14 protein-coding genes are annotated in these 15806 nt (G+C 66.6%); 13 read left to right on the forward strand and 1 reads right to left on the reverse strand.

Annotated features, from left to right (window positions below):
• The first annotated feature begins 9 nt into the window (after nt 1–9).
• The 9 genes from sctP (at nt 10) to BM438_RS28755 (ending at nt 6941) form a co-directional block, all read left to right on the forward strand.
• Entirely contained in the window at nt 10–744 is a 735-nt protein-coding gene (gene sctP / locus BM438_RS28720; protein WP_093641335.1) for a type III secretion system protein SctP, read from the forward strand.
• Between the two features lie 14 nt (nt 745–758).
• Nucleotides 759–2222, forward strand: coding sequence for a type III secretion system cytoplasmic ring protein SctQ (gene sctQ / locus BM438_RS28725; RefSeq protein ID WP_234486557.1), 1464 nt, complete (start codon nt 759–761; stop codon nt 2220–2222).
• On the forward strand, nt 2206–2856 hold the full coding sequence (gene sctR / locus BM438_RS28730) for a type III secretion system export apparatus subunit SctR (RefSeq protein ID WP_093641338.1): 651 nt from the start codon (nt 2206–2208) through the stop codon (nt 2854–2856). The genes sctQ and sctR overlap by 17 nt, the downstream gene beginning before the upstream one ends.
• Before the next feature lie 36 nt (nt 2857–2892).
• Nucleotides 2893–3156, forward strand: a complete 264-nt coding sequence (sctS, locus tag BM438_RS28735; protein ID WP_035546645.1) for a type III secretion system export apparatus subunit SctS — start codon at nt 2893–2895, stop codon at nt 3154–3156.
• 38 nt (nt 3157–3194) lie between these two features.
• Nucleotides 3195–4232, forward strand: coding sequence for a hypothetical protein (locus BM438_RS28740; RefSeq protein WP_093641341.1), 1038 nt, complete (start codon nt 3195–3197; stop codon nt 4230–4232).
• A 153-nt stretch (nt 4233–4385) separates the two neighbouring features.
• Nucleotides 4386–5693 carry a hypothetical protein gene (locus BM438_RS28745; protein WP_093641344.1) on the forward strand — a complete coding sequence of 436 codons (1308 nt, stop codon included), beginning with the start codon at nt 4386–4388 and terminating at the stop codon, nt 5691–5693.
• Between the two features lie 41 nt (nt 5694–5734).
• On the forward strand, nt 5735–5983 hold the full coding sequence (locus BM438_RS28750) for a type III secretion protein (RefSeq protein WP_093641347.1): 249 nt from the start codon (nt 5735–5737) through the stop codon (nt 5981–5983).
• 160 nt (nt 5984–6143) lie between these two features.
• Nucleotides 6144–6311, forward strand: coding sequence for a hypothetical protein (locus BM438_RS45635; protein ID WP_167378473.1), 168 nt, complete (start codon nt 6144–6146; stop codon nt 6309–6311).
• A gap of 174 nt (nt 6312–6485) precedes the next feature.
• Nucleotides 6486–6941, forward strand: coding sequence for a CesT family type III secretion system chaperone (locus tag BM438_RS28755; RefSeq protein ID WP_093641351.1), 456 nt, complete (start codon nt 6486–6488; stop codon nt 6939–6941).
• Between the two features lie 21 nt (nt 6942–6962).
• Here BM438_RS28755 and BM438_RS28760 read toward each other — a convergent pair whose 3' ends face one another.
• The gene (locus BM438_RS28760; protein WP_093641354.1) at nt 6963–7427 is read right to left on the reverse strand and encodes a hypothetical protein; all 465 of its coding nucleotides are present in this window, start codon (nt 7425–7427) and stop codon (nt 6963–6965) included.
• Nucleotides 7428–7749: 322 nt separating this feature from the next.
• Here BM438_RS28760 and BM438_RS28765 point away from each other — a divergent pair, with 322 nt between their 5' ends.
• From BM438_RS28765 to BM438_RS28780, 4 genes are all read left to right on the forward strand, one after another.
• Nucleotides 7750–8373 carry a GNAT family N-acetyltransferase gene (locus tag BM438_RS28765; protein WP_093641357.1) on the forward strand — a complete coding sequence of 208 codons (624 nt, stop codon included), beginning with the start codon at nt 7750–7752 and terminating at the stop codon, nt 8371–8373.
• Nucleotides 8374–8567: 194 nt separating this feature from the next.
• The gene (locus tag BM438_RS28770) at nt 8568–11699 is read left to right on the forward strand and encodes an ATP-binding protein (RefSeq protein WP_143131764.1); all 3132 of its coding nucleotides are present in this window, start codon (nt 8568–8570) and stop codon (nt 11697–11699) included.
• Nucleotides 11700–11780: 81 nt separating this feature from the next.
• Nucleotides 11781–15068: a hypothetical protein gene (locus tag BM438_RS28775; protein WP_093641363.1), complete on the forward strand. Its 3288-nt coding sequence runs from the start codon at nt 11781–11783 to the stop codon at nt 15066–15068.
• A gap of 171 nt (nt 15069–15239) precedes the next feature.
• Nucleotides 15240–15806 carry a chromate transporter gene (locus BM438_RS28780; protein WP_093641366.1) on the forward strand — a complete coding sequence of 189 codons (567 nt, stop codon included), beginning with the start codon at nt 15240–15242 and terminating at the stop codon, nt 15804–15806.

Genomic DNA, 15806 nt, shown 5'->3' on the forward strand with positions numbered 1-15806 from the left:
GCCGTGACGATGACGCACATCGTTTCGCGCCACGTGCGTGTCATTCCCGGCGAAGCGGACAGCGAAACGGCCGACGAAATCGACGCGCGTACAGCCTCGCGCGGATCAGGTGGGCGCGGCTTCGATTACGCGTCGCTGCTCGGACGGCGTCGTACGTTGCATCGGCTCAATAGCAATGCGAACACCGATGCGCATGCAGGTTCGCAAGGTGGAGACGAAGCGGATGCCGCCGAAGACACTGCTGATGCACCTGCTCCGTCTGCACCGCGCCCGTTCGAACGCAGCGGGAGCGATGCGGGCTCTGACGCGTCCGCGAGCACCGCGTCCGGCGCTGACGCGAATCCTTCGGCAAACGCGGACAGCACGCCATCGCCCGAACGTCTTGCGATCGGCGCGCGCGTCGCCGATGCCGCAGCGCCGGTCGTGACTGCCGTCTACCGGCAGCAGCAACGCTTCGTGCAACTGCTCGGCTCGCTTGCGCGTGAGATCGGCGCGTTCTGCGGCGATCCTTCGATTGCAGAAGCCGGCAACTGGGAAGTGCAGTTGCCTCTCGATCAGAAACTGCTGCCGCAGACCACGCTGTATCTGACGCTTTCGCGTTTCAGTCTGCAGCTTCGGTTCGACACGCCGGATACGGCAACGAGGCAACTACTCTTGGAACACAGCGCACTGCTCGAGCGAGAACTCGATACCTTGCTGCGCGCGTGGGGTGAAGCCCGCGAAATCGAACTCACTGTGTGGTGACGGATTCCCTGCGCATGACCTATCCGCTCGACGAGCCGACAACCGAAGACGAAGCCGCGACCGATCCGCACGCCGCGCGCGAGCGGACCTCGGGCGTGGGCCCTATATCGGGCGATACGGCGCGCGAGCGTGCCGCCGCGGTGGAATCGACGCATCGGTCGAGCGACGTTGCTCGTAGCGCGCAGCAGCAGCAGCACGGTGCAGCTGCAATGCCGATCGCAACGATAAGGAATCCGGCACACGATGCGGCTGTGGTCGAAACACCCGTTACGCCGATCGCGCCGCTGCGTCTACCAGCTATCGGCCGCGCCGCCGCGCGCGTGACGCGCACGGTCTGCGATGCGCGGGTCGCCGGTTATCTGCATGCGACGCTCGGCGTCACCGAATGGCACGCCGCCTTGATCGATGCACACAGCGTTGATGCGGCTTACGCGGACCCGGGCGTCATCGAACTAACGCTCGCTTCGGCGGATGGCAATTCGACCGTCGCCATGCGCGTTGCTCTCGATCTGCGCGACTATCCGGCCCTCTCGATCGCGGCGTGGCCGGACAGCGACGCGCTCACCACGAAGCCTCCCGCCGACGTCGCGTTACGTCAGGCTGTTGCCGGCGTCGTGCTGGAACCACTATTCGAGCGATTGATCCGCGCAGGTTTCAAAGGCCCACGTGTCGCCGCTGTTCGCCGCGGGCGGCTGAACGAGGCTAATGCCGACGCACCTGTCGTCGCACTCTCGTTCGTGCTCGGTGAACGCCGCTATCAGGCCGCGCTCAGCGCCGATCCCGCGTGCTATGACCTGCTCGACCGGTTGTTACGTACGGAACCCGCGCCTGCGTCGGTTTCATCACACGCAGCAGCCGCTTCAACCGCATCATCGGCGTCGCCCGATCGCACACCAGAAACCGCCTTCGACCTCACCGTCCCCGGCAGCCTGATCCTCGGCGTCAAGCGCTTACCCGTCGACACACTGCACGCGCTGGAACCCGGCGACGTGCTGCTGCGCGCCGCCTTCCCTTCGCTCGATGCAACGCTGCTCGATGCCTCGAACGATCCCTCTTCGCCTCACGCGCGGCCACGTGCCGTCGCCGCGTGGGGAACCCCCGGGCTCACCCGTGTGTGCGCCGCTGTGGAACTCGACGGGCAGTCGCTCGTCATCGTCAAGGAGCCGAACATGTCAGAAGAGCTGGACCCGGCGAGCGCCGACGCCGGGCTCGCCATCGACGACCCCGCCGACCCGATCCGGATCGGCGAACTCGAGCTGCCGGTGCAGTTCGAGATCGACACGGTGGCACTACCGCTCGCCCAGTTGTCGGCGCTCGGCCCCGGTTACGTGCTCGAACTGCCCGTACCCGTGGCAGACGCGCAATTGCGGCTCGTCGCACACGGACAGACCATCGGCTATGGCGAGCTGGTGACGGTCGGCGAGCATCTCGGCATCCGCATCATTCGCATGGCGCACAGGCATGGTCCAATTCAGTGATATCACCGGGCTGCTGCTGGTCGTCGTCGCGATCAGCCTGCTGCCCTTCGTTGCCATGGTCGTCACGTCTTACGCGAAAATCGTCGTAGTGCTGGGCCTCTTGCGCAATGCGCTCGGCGTGCAGCAGGTACCGCCGAACATGGTGCTCAACGGCATCGCGATTCTGGTGTCCATCTACGTGATGGCGCCGATCGGCATGCTCGCCGCGAAATCGCTCGAAGGGCAACAGCTCGCCGCCCAGCCTTCGCAAGCGTTGATTCAGGCATTCGGCGCGGCGCGCGAGCCGTTCCGCGCGTTCCTCGTCAAGCACACCAACGAGCGCGAAAAGCGCTTCTTCCTGCGCTCGGCTTCCGTGGTGTGGCCGAAGGAAGAAGCCTCGCAGATCAAGGAAGACGATCTGATCGTGCTGGCGCCCGCGTTCACGCTGACGGAAATGACCGACGCGTTCAAGATCGGCTTTCTGCTGTACATCGCGTTCATCGTGATCGATCTGATCATCGCGAACGTGCTGCTCGCGATGGGCCTGAACCAGGTCACGCCGACCAACGTCGCGATTCCGTTCAAGCTGCTGCTGTTTGTCGTGATGGATGGCTGGTCGACGTTGATCCACGGTCTCGTGATGTCCTACAAATAGCGCGCGTAGTCGGAACGACCGCCCAGGGAAACTCACATGGAAATCGATTCGCTGATCCGCTTCACCACCGAGGGCATGCTGCTGTGTCTGACCGTATCGCTGCCGGCGGTGATCGTCGCGGCGGTGGTCGGGCTCGGCGTGTCGTTCCTGCAGGCCATTACGTCGATGCAGGACCAGACGCTCTCGCACGCGGTCAAGCTGATCGCGGTGACAGTGGTGATCGTGGTCGCCGCGCCGCTCTCGTGCGCGGCGATTCTGCACTTCGCCAACGAAATGATGCAGGCAGCCGTGCCGCTGTAAAGCGGCGCACTGCCTGACCGACCTGCGAGGCGATCGACATGAGCCGCATCTCTCATCAGGGCAGCGATACGGCGGCGACCCAGGCGCAACACGTCGCCCAGGCGCAGCAGAAAGCGGCCAACGCGCAAGGCGCTCGCAACGGCGCGCAATTCGCGGCGCTGTATCGCGGCACCACCAATTTCACTTACGGCAACGACGCGCAGCGTGGTCCGTCGGTGAGCTCGGTGCGTGCGAAGCGAATGGCCGATCAGTTGGCACGCAAACGTCGCGCCGCGAAGAAGCAGCGCAGTAATGCCGGGGGGCTCGACGACGACGGCCCGGACGACGCCGAAGCGCATCGTGCCGAGGGCCATAAGGTCAACCGCGACGGCGGCGGGCGTGGCGGCGGTGGCCATTCGCAGGGCGATCATAGCGATGAACATGATTCCGGCGCGGCGCCGTCGATCAAGGCGCGCGGCGATCGCAACGCCGTGCCGCCTCCACCGCCGGGCCGTCTCGACGCGATCGCCGCACAGTATGCACAGCCGGGGCAGGAAGGCGCGCGCGCCGCAGCGGTGCGCGATGCGTGGCGCACGGACATGCTGAACCTGCGCGAGCAATTGGCCGCCAATCCGCAGATGCCGATCGACGCGCGCGTGCTGGAACAGGCGATCGATCTGCTTGGCGTGCAGCAGCGGATCGGCAGCATTGCCGCGTCGCAGCCAGGTGCGGGATCCGGCGTAGCTGCGTTGCGTGAGCGTACGGGCGGGTCGACCGCCCAAGGCGTGACGCGCTTGCCGCCGCCGGAGCGAGTGCAGCGTTTCAACCTGCTGTTTCCGTTGCTTTGGCTGCATGCCGACAAACCGTCCAATGCGGCGCAGCTCAACCGGTCGATCGACACGTTGTGCGTGATGCGCAGCGGCACGCTCGGGCGGTCGGCGGTTTCGGGCTCTTCCGAGGCACCGGGGACCGCGGGCGCGTTGGGTACATCTGGCGCAACCGAGTCTGCCCCTGAAAGAAGCGCCCATGCAGCCGCACCCGGCGCGCCGGCGCCCCCGCCAGGCCCGCGCCGGGCCTTTCCTGGCGGCGGCCGCTAGGCGGTTTGCCGCGCGGCTTCGCATCCCATGCGGCGCCTTCGCATCCGCTCCGGACCATGCCATAGCGGGCGGCTACATTAGGGTCGATCGGGCCGGTCGCGCCGTGCACCGCGCGCGCCCCGGTTCTCCTCCCACCCACCCTGTGCGAGCACGATGAAACTGCTGCGGATACTGACGGGCGTTCACGCGGGAGCGCAATTGCAGCTCACGCCGGGCACGCATCGCGTCGGCGCCGACGACGATGCCGACATCCGCCTCACCGACTGGCGGGGTGCGGACGCGCTGCTGCACGTCGACGCGAGCGGCGTGGTCAGCGCGCAGCGCGTCGCGGCTGCGGCCGTGCAGACAGTGGACACGGCAGACGGGCAGCTGGCACAGCCCGCCGTCGCGGAAGAAGTGGTGTTGCTGGTGGACTTCGTGCCGATGCAATTCGACGACATGATCCTGTGCGTCGGCGCGGACGACGCCGTGTGGCCGTCCGACCTCGACCTGCTGTCGATGCTCCTGACGCGTCCCGCCGAAGCGCGCTTCGCAGCCGAACGCAAGAAGCGCCGCCGTTATGTCGGCGCCGTGGTGGCGTGCTTCGCGCTCGGCATCGTGATCGTCGCCGGTTCGCTGCTGACGACCACGCAGATGAGCCGCGCCGCCCTGCCGCGTAATGCCGACGACCGCGCGCAGCGCGTCAGCGAAGCGTTGGCCGCGGCCCACGTGAGCGGTTTGCAGGCGCACGCAGTGGGCAATACCGTGGTGGTGACCGGCATGGTCACGAGCCCCGCCGACGACGACGCCGTGCGCAACCTGCTCGCGCGGATTTCGACGACCGGCATCTCGCGCAATTACGACGTCGCACAGAACGACGCGCGCAGCATCGAGGATTCGCTCGGCGTTGCGGGCGCTCACGTGCGCTATCTCGGCGACGGCAACTTCGCGATAACAGGTGCCGTCAGCAGCCGCGCGGATCTCGACGCCGCGCTGGCGCGCGTGCGGGCCGATCTGGATTCGAACGTGAAAAACGTGGTCGTGGAAGCCGCGGAAAACACCAGCATTGCCGCGGCCAACCCGAGCGCGGCGTCGTATTCCGAAATGATTTCCTCCGACGACGTCCGCTACGCGCAAACGCCGGACGGCGTCAAACATATCTACGCGATCGATCCGCCAGCGTCGGACAGCGATGCGGCAGCCGCGGCGAATGCGGCTTCGGGAGCCGGCGGCGCAAGCGGCTCAACCGTTGCCAACGCCAACGCCGCCACTCAATCCAACGCCACCGCGACAGCGAATGCAAACGCCACGGCGAAAGGCAACCCCAACGTCGCCCATACAGCAAACACGGCAAACCCATCGAACCCGGCAAACGCCTCGATCGTCGACAACGACACCGTCACCCGCAGCGCAGCCGGCGTCGTGCCGCTGCCCAACCCCGCCACACTGCCGACCGCGCAGCCGCGCGGTCCGTCCAGCTGACCCACTACCGGCACACCGCCCCGTTCAATCAGGAGATCGACATGTACGAGCAGCTCGAAACCCACGCCAGCGAATTCAACGACCTGCAGAAGACGCTCGCCGATCCGGCCGGTGCGCCGAAAGTGGACGCGATCCGTCAGGCGCTCGACGCAACCGCGCAGCGGATCAGCGACACGCAGGGCGCAACCGACCTCGATCGCAACAATCTGGCAAAGCTGTATCGCGGCTTTCTCGCTGCGTCGCGCGTGATCGCGCGGCTGCAGGAAAAACAAGCCGGCGCGCACGCCTGATACGGCGGCGCGGTGGCTCACCGCGAGCCTGGCGGCGTGTCACGCACCGGGCTCGCGGGCAACGCGCTTGCTGCGGCGGCCTGTTCTTATGAGCAGCCGGCGCGGCGGCAGGTCTCGATATAGGCCACTCACTCTCTACCCATAGTCACTGGAGGTTCTTATGTCCGTAGGAAGCGCAGGCGGAATGATGGCTGGTCTCACGCAGGAAATGGACCAGATGACGATGATGTCAGCCCAGATGCAAGTTGAGCAAAGCATGTATTCGTCGGTGGCGAACATTGCGAAGAGCGGTGCAAGCAACGTCAAGGATGCTTCGCGCGGTAGCTAAGCATCGCAGACGCGGGCCGCTCGCCATCGGCGGCGGTCCGCACACGGCCGGTCCTGTTTTGCGTGGGACCCGGCCGTGTTTCTTGCAGCATTCTCAGCATTCGCCGGATGCATGGCGCGGGTCGCATCCGCACCGCGCCGATTACAGCGTGCATCGCCCAAGCAAGGTACGAGGATGAGCAGCGAGCGTTACACCAGCCTGATCGTGGATCTGTGCGCGACCGTCGGTCTCGGCGACGCGGACCATGTGCTGCGCACGCGGTCGATCGAGGTCGAAGGCTTCGACGTGCGGCTCGACTATTTCGAGCGCGACCTCGACGCGATGTATGCGAATTTTCATTTCGGCACGGTGACGGCCGGGCGCACGCTCGTCGTGTTCCGGCTCATGCTCGAAGCCAACCTGCTGATCTATGCACAGGATCAGGCGCAACTGGGGCTCGATACGGACACGGGCGGCGTGGTGCTGGTGCTGCGCTTGCCGTTCGCCGACGGTCTCAACGGCGAAGGGCTCGCCGATCTGCTCGCGCACTACGCGGAGCATGGCCGCTACTGGCGGCAAAACATCGTCGAATCGAACGACGAGATGTTTGAAGGCATCGCTTCGGGGGAGTACTTCTGGCTGCGGGCCTAAGCCCGCATCACCTCATCCGCATTACCCCTTCGACGCCTCTTCGACATTGTGCGCGCCCTGCTTCAGCAACTCCGCGATCTGGTTGACTGCCGCCTGCTCGAGTTGCATCACGCCGCCCAGTACGTTCAAGCCAGCCGACGCCATGCCGGTCGCATCGTTCGCGACGGTGGCCGCGCCTTGCGTCAGCCCGCCGAACCGGCCGGGACGCCCCGGCACGCCGCCCGGCATGCCTCCCGCGCTTTGCTGAGGCACCACAGGCCTGCTCGCCGACGAGGTGTTGGCCGAGAACGACGCGCCCTTGCGCTTGCCGGTTGCCTCGCCGCTGCCGTTGGCGGCGAGCTGGCTGAGATTCGCGTCCGCTTGCTGACTGGCGTGCGCCGCCCCGTCGACGGGCTTGCGGCCGCCGGTGGCAGGCGACGACGGCGTGCTGATGTCGGATAGTGGTAGCGTGCTGCTCGGGCGTGAAATCGACGGGGAATCCGGCATGGTGCGAGGCTCCTGAAGGAAATGCGCGCTGCGGTGACGAAGCGCAAGACGGGACGTCGAACAGGCATCCTGCTCGACCTTACAACAGGCGTACGAGGCCCGCGGTAACAGCGCGAAATAGTGTGCGACGAAGCGAAGCCGGATGCAGGGCGCGATGGGGCGAATCACGTAGCCGCGCGCACGGTCAGCCGCACGCCGGCGTCGCGCCGGCCGTCCGCGGCCCGGTCTTCGCACCCCCTTACGCCGGTTCGCGGACCGTCGTGCGTGAGTCACACGCAGGCGGCACACTGCATGAGTTCGTCGCTCATTCGGAGTCCGAGTCATGCGCTTCATCCCGCTCGACAGCATGGAAACGCCTTATCTGCGGCTGCGTCCGCTCACCCTTGCCGATGCGCCCGCCCTGTTCGACCAGATGCTCGGCGACGCCGACACGATGCGCGACCTGCCGGTGCTGCGCCATACCGGCGTGGCGCAAACCACCGAATTCGTCGACGAAGCGCTGCGCGGCTGGGACGACGGCAGCCTGATTCGCTACACGCTCGAATGCAAGGAGACCGGCCGGCTGACCGCATTGATCGAATTGAAGCCGACGCTGCCGCGCGTGGAGATCGGCGTGATCATCAGCCGGCATGGCGGCGCTCGACGCCGCCGGGCTGGCGTACTCGCGCTGCAGGAATTGATCGACTGGCTGATCGAGCAGCCGGGCGTGTACCGCGTCTTCGCCTGCTGCGCCGTGGATGGCGCCGCGCACAGTTCGATGGAGCGCCTCGGCTTCGTCCAGGAAGCGCAGCTCACGAATCACGAGCCGCGTCCGAACCGCGGCCTCGCCGCCGACGACAGCTTTCTCTACGCTTTGACGCGACCCGCACCGGTCCCGCCGGAGCCGGCCAGCGAGGGTGCGGCCTGGCTGCGCAACACGATGCAGTGGAGTCTCGCGGACGCCTGAAGCCGCCGAACCGTCCAACCGCCCAGCAGAAGGCCCAAGCCGGAACGAAGAAGTGTCCGCAAGACAAGCAATTGTTCACTTCTCAGGCGATAATGCAAAGGTCAGACGAATACCGCATCGCGGCCATTCGTTACGCGTGCCTCGCGAGTACCCCTCGCCGGTGGACCGAAACACAACTACGCCGGAGACCCATCATGTCGCTACCGCGGCTCACCGGTCAGGTGATCGCCTTTTCGCGATTCTGGCTCGCGCGCGAGGTGGGCCTGCTGATTTCCGACGGCGCCGTCATCGAACTCGGCGCGCGCCCCTTCGCGATGCTCGCTGCCCTGCTCGAGGCGCGTGGCCGCGTTGTGTCGACCACCGAGTTGCGCGAGATCGTCTGGCCGGGCAGCAATGTCGATGCGAACACGGTGCAGGCGCAGATCTCCGCGATTCGCCGCGCGCTCGACGACGACCGCGACCTGATCGTCACCGTGGCCGGCCGCGGCTACCGCTTTGCGGGCGAAGTCCGCGTGCTCGACACCCCCGACGCCGGGCTTGATTTCCCGGTGGCGAACGCCGGCAGCATAGCCGCCTCGCTCGCCACCTCGTTCGCGGCAACAGCCGCAGCCAGCCCGCCGACCACGGTCGGACTCACGTTCGGTTCGTCGTACGGCTCGTCCTATAGCGCAACGTGGCGCGGCGCCGCTCCGGCCTCGCCGCGCACCGCGTATTCCAAAGCCGCGCCGTCCGCGACGCTGACCTCAGTCACAGCCGTATCGAGCCTCGCCGCGGCCGCCGTGCCGGCCACCTCGGCTTTTCCGGCGTTGATGCCGACCAGCGCCGTCACGTCGCTGCGCTCACAGATCATCGACCCGTCGCCGTTCATCGGCCGTCATGCCGAACTGTCCGAATTGCTTGCACTGGTGCCCACACGCCGCATCGTCACGCTGACCGGCGCATCCGGCGTCGGTAAAACGCGACTCGCGATCGAAGCCGCCAGCCACCTCGCGCCGCATTTTCCAGACGGCGATTTTTGCGCGGCGCTGGCCTCGCTCGCCCAGCCCGACCGCATCGCCAACGCGATCGGCGCGGCCATCGGCCTCGAGCCGGATAACGAGTTGGCGATGGCGGCCAATCTGGCCATGCAGATCGGCGAGCGCCGCATGCTGCTGATCGTCGATCACTGCGATCATCTGAGCGAAGCCGCGGCCGAGTTCATCGATACGCTGGTGGCGAATACAGGCGGCTTGCATGTGATCGCCACGTGCGAGTCGCCGCTTTTCATCGGCGGCGAAACGGCCGTGCCGGTGGCCGCGTTGCGCGCGCCGCCCGAGCAGATCGACGGCACGCCCGCCACGCTCGACTACGACGCGCTGCGCCTGCTCTTCACCCGGCTCGCGCACTGTCTGAAGCCAGCCGCTTTGCATGCGCCGCTGCCCGAAGTGGACAGCATCGCGCCGACCACCTTTGCGGCGGCCGCGCTGATTTGCCGGCGTGTCGACGGTGTGCCGTTCGCGCTCGAACTCGCCGCGGCGACCATCGCCGGCCAGGTGCGCGCGGGTGTGCCGCCGGAAGACGCGATCGTCGCATTCGCGCGCGAACTCGATACCGTGATGACGCATCGCAGCGGCGGCCGGCGCATCGTGCTGCCGCGCGCGGCGATCGTCCACGTCATGCTCGACCTCTCGTATGCGGCGCTCGAGGCGCCGACCCGCACCATGCTGCGCCGGCTCGGCATTTTTGCCACCGCGTTCTCGCACGACGCTGCCTGCGAAATGCTCGGCGCGTTCGGCAGCGACTACGGCTTCGGACCGCCCGACCCGCGCCAGCTGGAACGCCAGCTTCATACGCTGATGGATGCGGGCCTCGTGAATGCGGTCGACTGCGACGGCGCCTTGCGGCTGCGCTTGCCGCCCGCCGTGCGCCGCTTCGCGCTCGACGCGCTGGAGCGCAACCGAGAAAGCGCCGAGGCCGATCTGCATCACGCCCAGTTCGTCGCCCGCGATATGGCGCGCCGTTTCGGCGCGGGCGTCGCTGTGGCCACGGCGCACAGCCGCCACGATATCGACGCGCTGCGCGCTGCGCTCGAATGGGCCGTCTCGGTCGACAAGGTGGAACTGTGCACCGAGTTGCTCGACAACACGGCGCCGATGTGGGGGGCGCTCGCGCTCGTCGACGAATACATCGGCTGGGTGCGCGCCGTGCTGGCGCGCGTGGACAGTGTCTCGATGCGCCGTATCCGCGACGAGATGCGCTTGCGTGCCGTGCTTGCGCGCGCGTTGATGCTCAAGCGCAGCACGTCGAACGAGATCGTGGAGAGCTGGCAGCGCACCTACGAGCTCGCCAATATCTGCGCCGACACGCCGTATCGTCTGCGTGCGCTGTTCTGCCTCGTGATGTGCGCGCTCGACGCCGGCGAGGTCGAGCATTGCCGGCGCCTCTCCAACGAGTTCAGCGAAATCGCGCCGGTGGCGCACAGCCAGGCGGTCAGCATCAACGCGCGGCGCATCGAAGGCATCGTCAAGGCGTATGCGGGCGAGTTCGATACCGCGATCCGCCTGCTCGCGCCGGTCGTCGGACTCAACGACGAAGCGGCCGACGAGATCGACGAAGACGTCAGTCGCGAGGCCAATGCGGTCGCCACCAGCTATGGGCTGTCGCTGCATCTCGTGACGCGGGCGATTCACGCCGTGGCGCTGTGGCTGGTCGGTCAACCGCATATGGCCGCGCCGCTGCGCGTCACGATCCGCGATCCCGCCGACGAAAGCGAACCGCTCGCCGGCTGCATCGCGCTCGGCCTCGCCTGCGCACTTGCCGCACTCGACGACGACATTCCGCTCACCGAATCCTGCGCGGCGGCGATGGTGACGCGAGCGCGAGCGGCGGGCGTGAAACGCTGGCTGCGTCTCGGCCTCGACTTTCAACTTTGGCTCGACGCGCGGCGCGGCGATCAGGAAGCCGCGCGGCGGCTGATTACCGGCGCGATGAAGCGGATGGCGCGCGAACGCGTCAATGTGCCCGATATCGCCTTCATCGCCACGCTGCTGCCGCGCATCGCGCTGCAGGACGAACCGGAATTCGCGGCCGCGCTCGGCGCGACGCTGCGCGAAGCGGTGAGCCGCAGCGAACGCACCGGCGAGCTCTGGTATGTGCCGGAGTTGCTGCGTCTGATTGCGACGCTGCGTCAGCGCAGCGGCGAAGATCCGCGAGCGGTGCGGCCGCTGCTTGAAGACGCGCTGCAGCGCGCCCGCCAGCACGGCGCACGACGGCTCGAATTGCGCATCACCGTCGATCTCGAAGCGCTCGACGCATCGGCTTCCGCGGGGCTGCTTCGCGTGCGATGACCTCGCTTCGCACCCTGCCTGGGACTGTCATATGCGCTCCATACCGTGACTTCAACTGCCGCTCGTTGAACGTCACGCGCCATGTCCGACATCCATGCAGTACCGCAGCACCCGATTCACACGCCCGAGGCCGAAGGGACTGAAGCGGCCGGTCATCAGCCTGCCGGTGCGCCCGCCGTGCAACCCACGGGGGCGCCACAAGCCCGGCCGCTGGTCGACGAAACGCTGCTGGGCAGGCTCGGTAACAAGCTGTCGCGCACCGGCGCACGGCTGCGCGCGAGCAAGTTCGATATCAGCACGGCGCTCTCGCAAACGAGTCAGCACGGCAAGCCATTTGCGCCGGCCGATTTCACCGCGAATGGCGAGCGCTATCCTGCGAAGCCGGTGGTGGCGTCCAACGCCGCGGGAACGCCGTTGGCGAAGACTGAGCGGCAAGTCCGGCAGGCGCTTGGCAAGACGGCGCAGTCTTCGTCCGCTTCGTCATCCTCGGCGGGCAGACTCGCCGCAGAACATGAAAACGAAGCATCGACGATTCCGCTCGACGCGATGGCCGGCGAGGCCGCGCTGCGCGACTATGTGGGTCGCCAATTGCCTGGCCCTCAAGGCAACCTGCTCGCGCAGGGCGAGCTTTCGCATCGGCTGGCGGCGCTGAGCGGCCCCGACGCCGCCACCGACACCCATCGCGGCGCCCTGGTCGCCCAGGCGCTACACGGCGCCAATATCGGCGACGCGCACAGTGCCAACGAAGTGCTCGACGCACTCGAACAGCTCGACTTCGCGCAGATGCACACGGCCCGCTCGACGACGCCCGCCGAAGCCGGCGCATGGCAAGTCGCCCGCACGCTGGCGCGCACCGACGCCGGTTTCGACGCGCTCAACCAATTGCGCCATCACGGCCAGCCGCCGCCCGGCGATGCGTCGACGCAGCTCGCCCAGCGGATGATGCTGCAAGCCGCCGATGCGCTCGATCCGCCGCTCCACGGTGCAGGCCCGGCGCAAGATCCCGCGCCGGCCGCCGTCGCCGCGCGTTCAGCACCCGCGGCCGGCACGCCGCTGCATGAAACCCCGCTAGCGTGGCAGGCGTACGACGCGGCGTCGACACTGACCACACAGGGTCGTGGCGCACTCAACGCCGATCAGAAGGGCGCGTTTTTCGCATGGCGCCAGAATTTTCGGGAAGACGGACGCGGCAGCGACTTGTCGCAGGCACGCGAACGTCTTAACAAATTCTCAGCGAAGACGATCGACCGCGTCGGCGAAAACCGTTGGAAGACGTTCTTGCCGCGGCTCGCCGGCAAACGCAGCTCGCCGTTGTCGGCGCTGCGCTTCGGCACGCAAGGCGTGCCGCGCAAGACCGTCGGCACTGAGCAGGGAAAGCTCGAGGAGGCCATGCGCGGGTCGTTGGCGCCGCTCTCCGAGCGGCCCGAGATGCGCCCCGCCGCCGCGCTTTCGCATGCCCGCCCGGAGCAGTCGATCGCCGAACTCGCGGCGCTGCATGTCTGGCTCGAATCAGGCGGCTTTCCGAATGGCAAGCTCGATGCGGAACAGTTGCACAAGGTCACCGAGCGCGCGCAGCAGTTGTGCGCCGAGCTGCAACCACGCGACGTCGGTTCGCCTGCAACGCTCGCGCGCCTGCAAACCGAAACCGCGCGCTGGGCCGCCGCCGATCCGCACGCGCTCGCGCGCAGCAAGCCGTTCAAGTCGATCGCGAAACAGCCGTTCAATCTGGAACGGCTCGCCTCGTGGGGCAAGGTCGCGAAGGTGCCCGCCGATTCGCCGTTCTGGACCCATGTCTCCGACCTGAAGGACAAAGCGCGCCCGCCCGCGCCGGCCGCCACCGCGGACACTGCCGACACGGTCCGGCAAACGCTCAAGGACGTCGCACACGATCTGCAATCGAGTTCACGCCTGCGTCTTACCGACGGCCGCCGTATCGGTGTCAGCACGCGCGGGTTGTCTGCGAATCTCAGCAAGGTGCTGCATACCGGCGGCGTGCCAATCGCGCCGCGCCTCGATCTGCGCGCGTCGAAAAGCCGTGAAGCCGTGGTCGAATTGAGCCGCGGCACGCACGGCGTCGAGATGTTCGTCGGCACCGCAAAAACGCAGGTGCGGCATGCGGGGGTCGGCGTACTGGTCGGCTACGACATGGACGTCGGGCTGACCCAGTTGCGCGCCGGGCTGACCACCCAGGCCGTGCTGCACTCGCAGGAGTTGTCCGAGCCGAGCGGCGTGTCACTGCGCGTGGCACGCCGCGTCAATCCGAACGGCACCGGCTATGAAGATAGCGCGATGCGCGAAAAACTCGAAGGCATCATCGATCATGTCTTCGACGAAACAACTGAGGCGCACGGCGCCAACTCGGGCGGTTCACGCGGCACCTGGAACCGGCTCGCCGAACATTATTTCGATGATCCCGATGTGTCGATCAGCTGGACCGACACTGTGGCGCGCACCGTCAAACGCGGGGCCTCTGCCGATGTCGGCCTTTCCGTAAGCGTGCCGAAGATCGGCTCGCCGTTTCGCGCGGGCGCCAACATCGGCATCGGTTATGAGAAAACCGCGAAACAGACGCTTGATTCGAATGAGCAAAGTGGACGCATGCAAATCGAGCAACATCGCGTCGGCGCCGGCTCGCGTCTGATCGGGCGGCTGAGCGGCACCGTCAGTGCGACGCAGCCGGTCGGCGCGAAAGAGTCGAGCGTGGGCGTAGGGCTCGTCTCGCTCGACGCGCCGTCCGCGACCATGACGTTCAACGACGACAGCCACCTAGCCAAAGTACAGCTGGTGCGCGAAGACGGCGCGCTGGTGCATCGCGCATGTCTGCTCGATACGGAGTATTCGAGTGCCGAAACCTACACGCGCGCACTCGATGCGAGCCGTGACCAGTGGGTCGATCTGTTCACCGAGCAGGTAAATGCAGAACAGGAAGGCGAACGGCAGGAAGCGCGGCTGAACGGCAGGCCCGAGCCGCAGCTACCACCGGCACGCACGCTCGCGGAACAACGGCTCGACCGGCACCTCGGCGATGTGAAGGCGAACCGGCGGCCAAACCAGACTTACTTCCACCGTTACCGTTTGAAGCGTAGCGCGGCGAAACAGCTCGATATGCTCGCGGCGATGTCGAAGCAACTACCGCCCGGCGAGGCTGCTGCCGGGCGCGCGAAGATCGATGAAAAGGTGAATGGCATTCTGAACGAGCCTGCCTCGTGGATGCCGATTGAACTGAAGGTCAAGGAGCGCACAACCAGCACGCAGAGTCCTGGCTTGAATTTCGCGCTGCAGTTGAATACGCAGACGAGCGCGACGGGAGACAGGGAGTTGTTTGCGGAGAGTATTCCGTTTGCGCTGGTGGATCAGCTGGATCGTTGAGGTGCCGCAAGCGCGCCAACCTTGCTCCCGATCCCCGGTTGCGACCATCAGTTTAAAAGCGCCCGGGGAAAGAACCTCCGGTTGATATAATTTTCCAGTCGCATATGACCAGGCACGCTCGCCACGAGCAAATATTTCGCCCGTCATACGTCAATCTGACTGGAAGATTCGATGTCCCAACAACTAGCCAACACGAGTCGACCTCCCACCCTCACCGGGCTCTTCCTTATATTCAGCCGTATTGGGCTCACCAGCTTCGGCGGCGGCCTGAGCGGCTGGCTCCTGCGTGAATTCGTCCAGGATCGCGACTGGATCAGTGAAGAAGACTTTTTGAACGGCCTGGCCATTTCTCAGGCGCTGCCGGGCATCAACGTCAAGAACATGGCGATCTGGATCGGCCACCGTCTGCTCGGCTGGCGCGGCGCGCTGCTGGCGGTTGCCGGCATCATCATCCCGCCTGCCATTTTCATCATTGTTCTCGGCACGGTTCTCGGCCATCTGCTGCAGTTCCCGATCGCTCACATCCTGCTTGCGGGCGCGGCAGCAGCGGCCACCGGCCTGTCGTTGTCGATGGGCGTGACAACCGCGCGCCGGGTGCCACGCAGGCTCCTGCCGCTGCTGTTCCTCGCGGGTACCTTCGTCGCGGTCGGCATATTGCGCCTGCCGCTGGTGTGGGTCGTGATCGGCGCGGGAGGCCTGAGCGTGCTGGCCGAATACATCAAACTGCGCAGAGCCTGA

Origin of the sequence: Paraburkholderia aspalathi (genome assembly GCF_900116445.1) — a bacterium.
In the GTDB taxonomy this organism is placed as follows: domain Bacteria; phylum Pseudomonadota; class Gammaproteobacteria; order Burkholderiales; family Burkholderiaceae; genus Paraburkholderia; species Paraburkholderia aspalathi.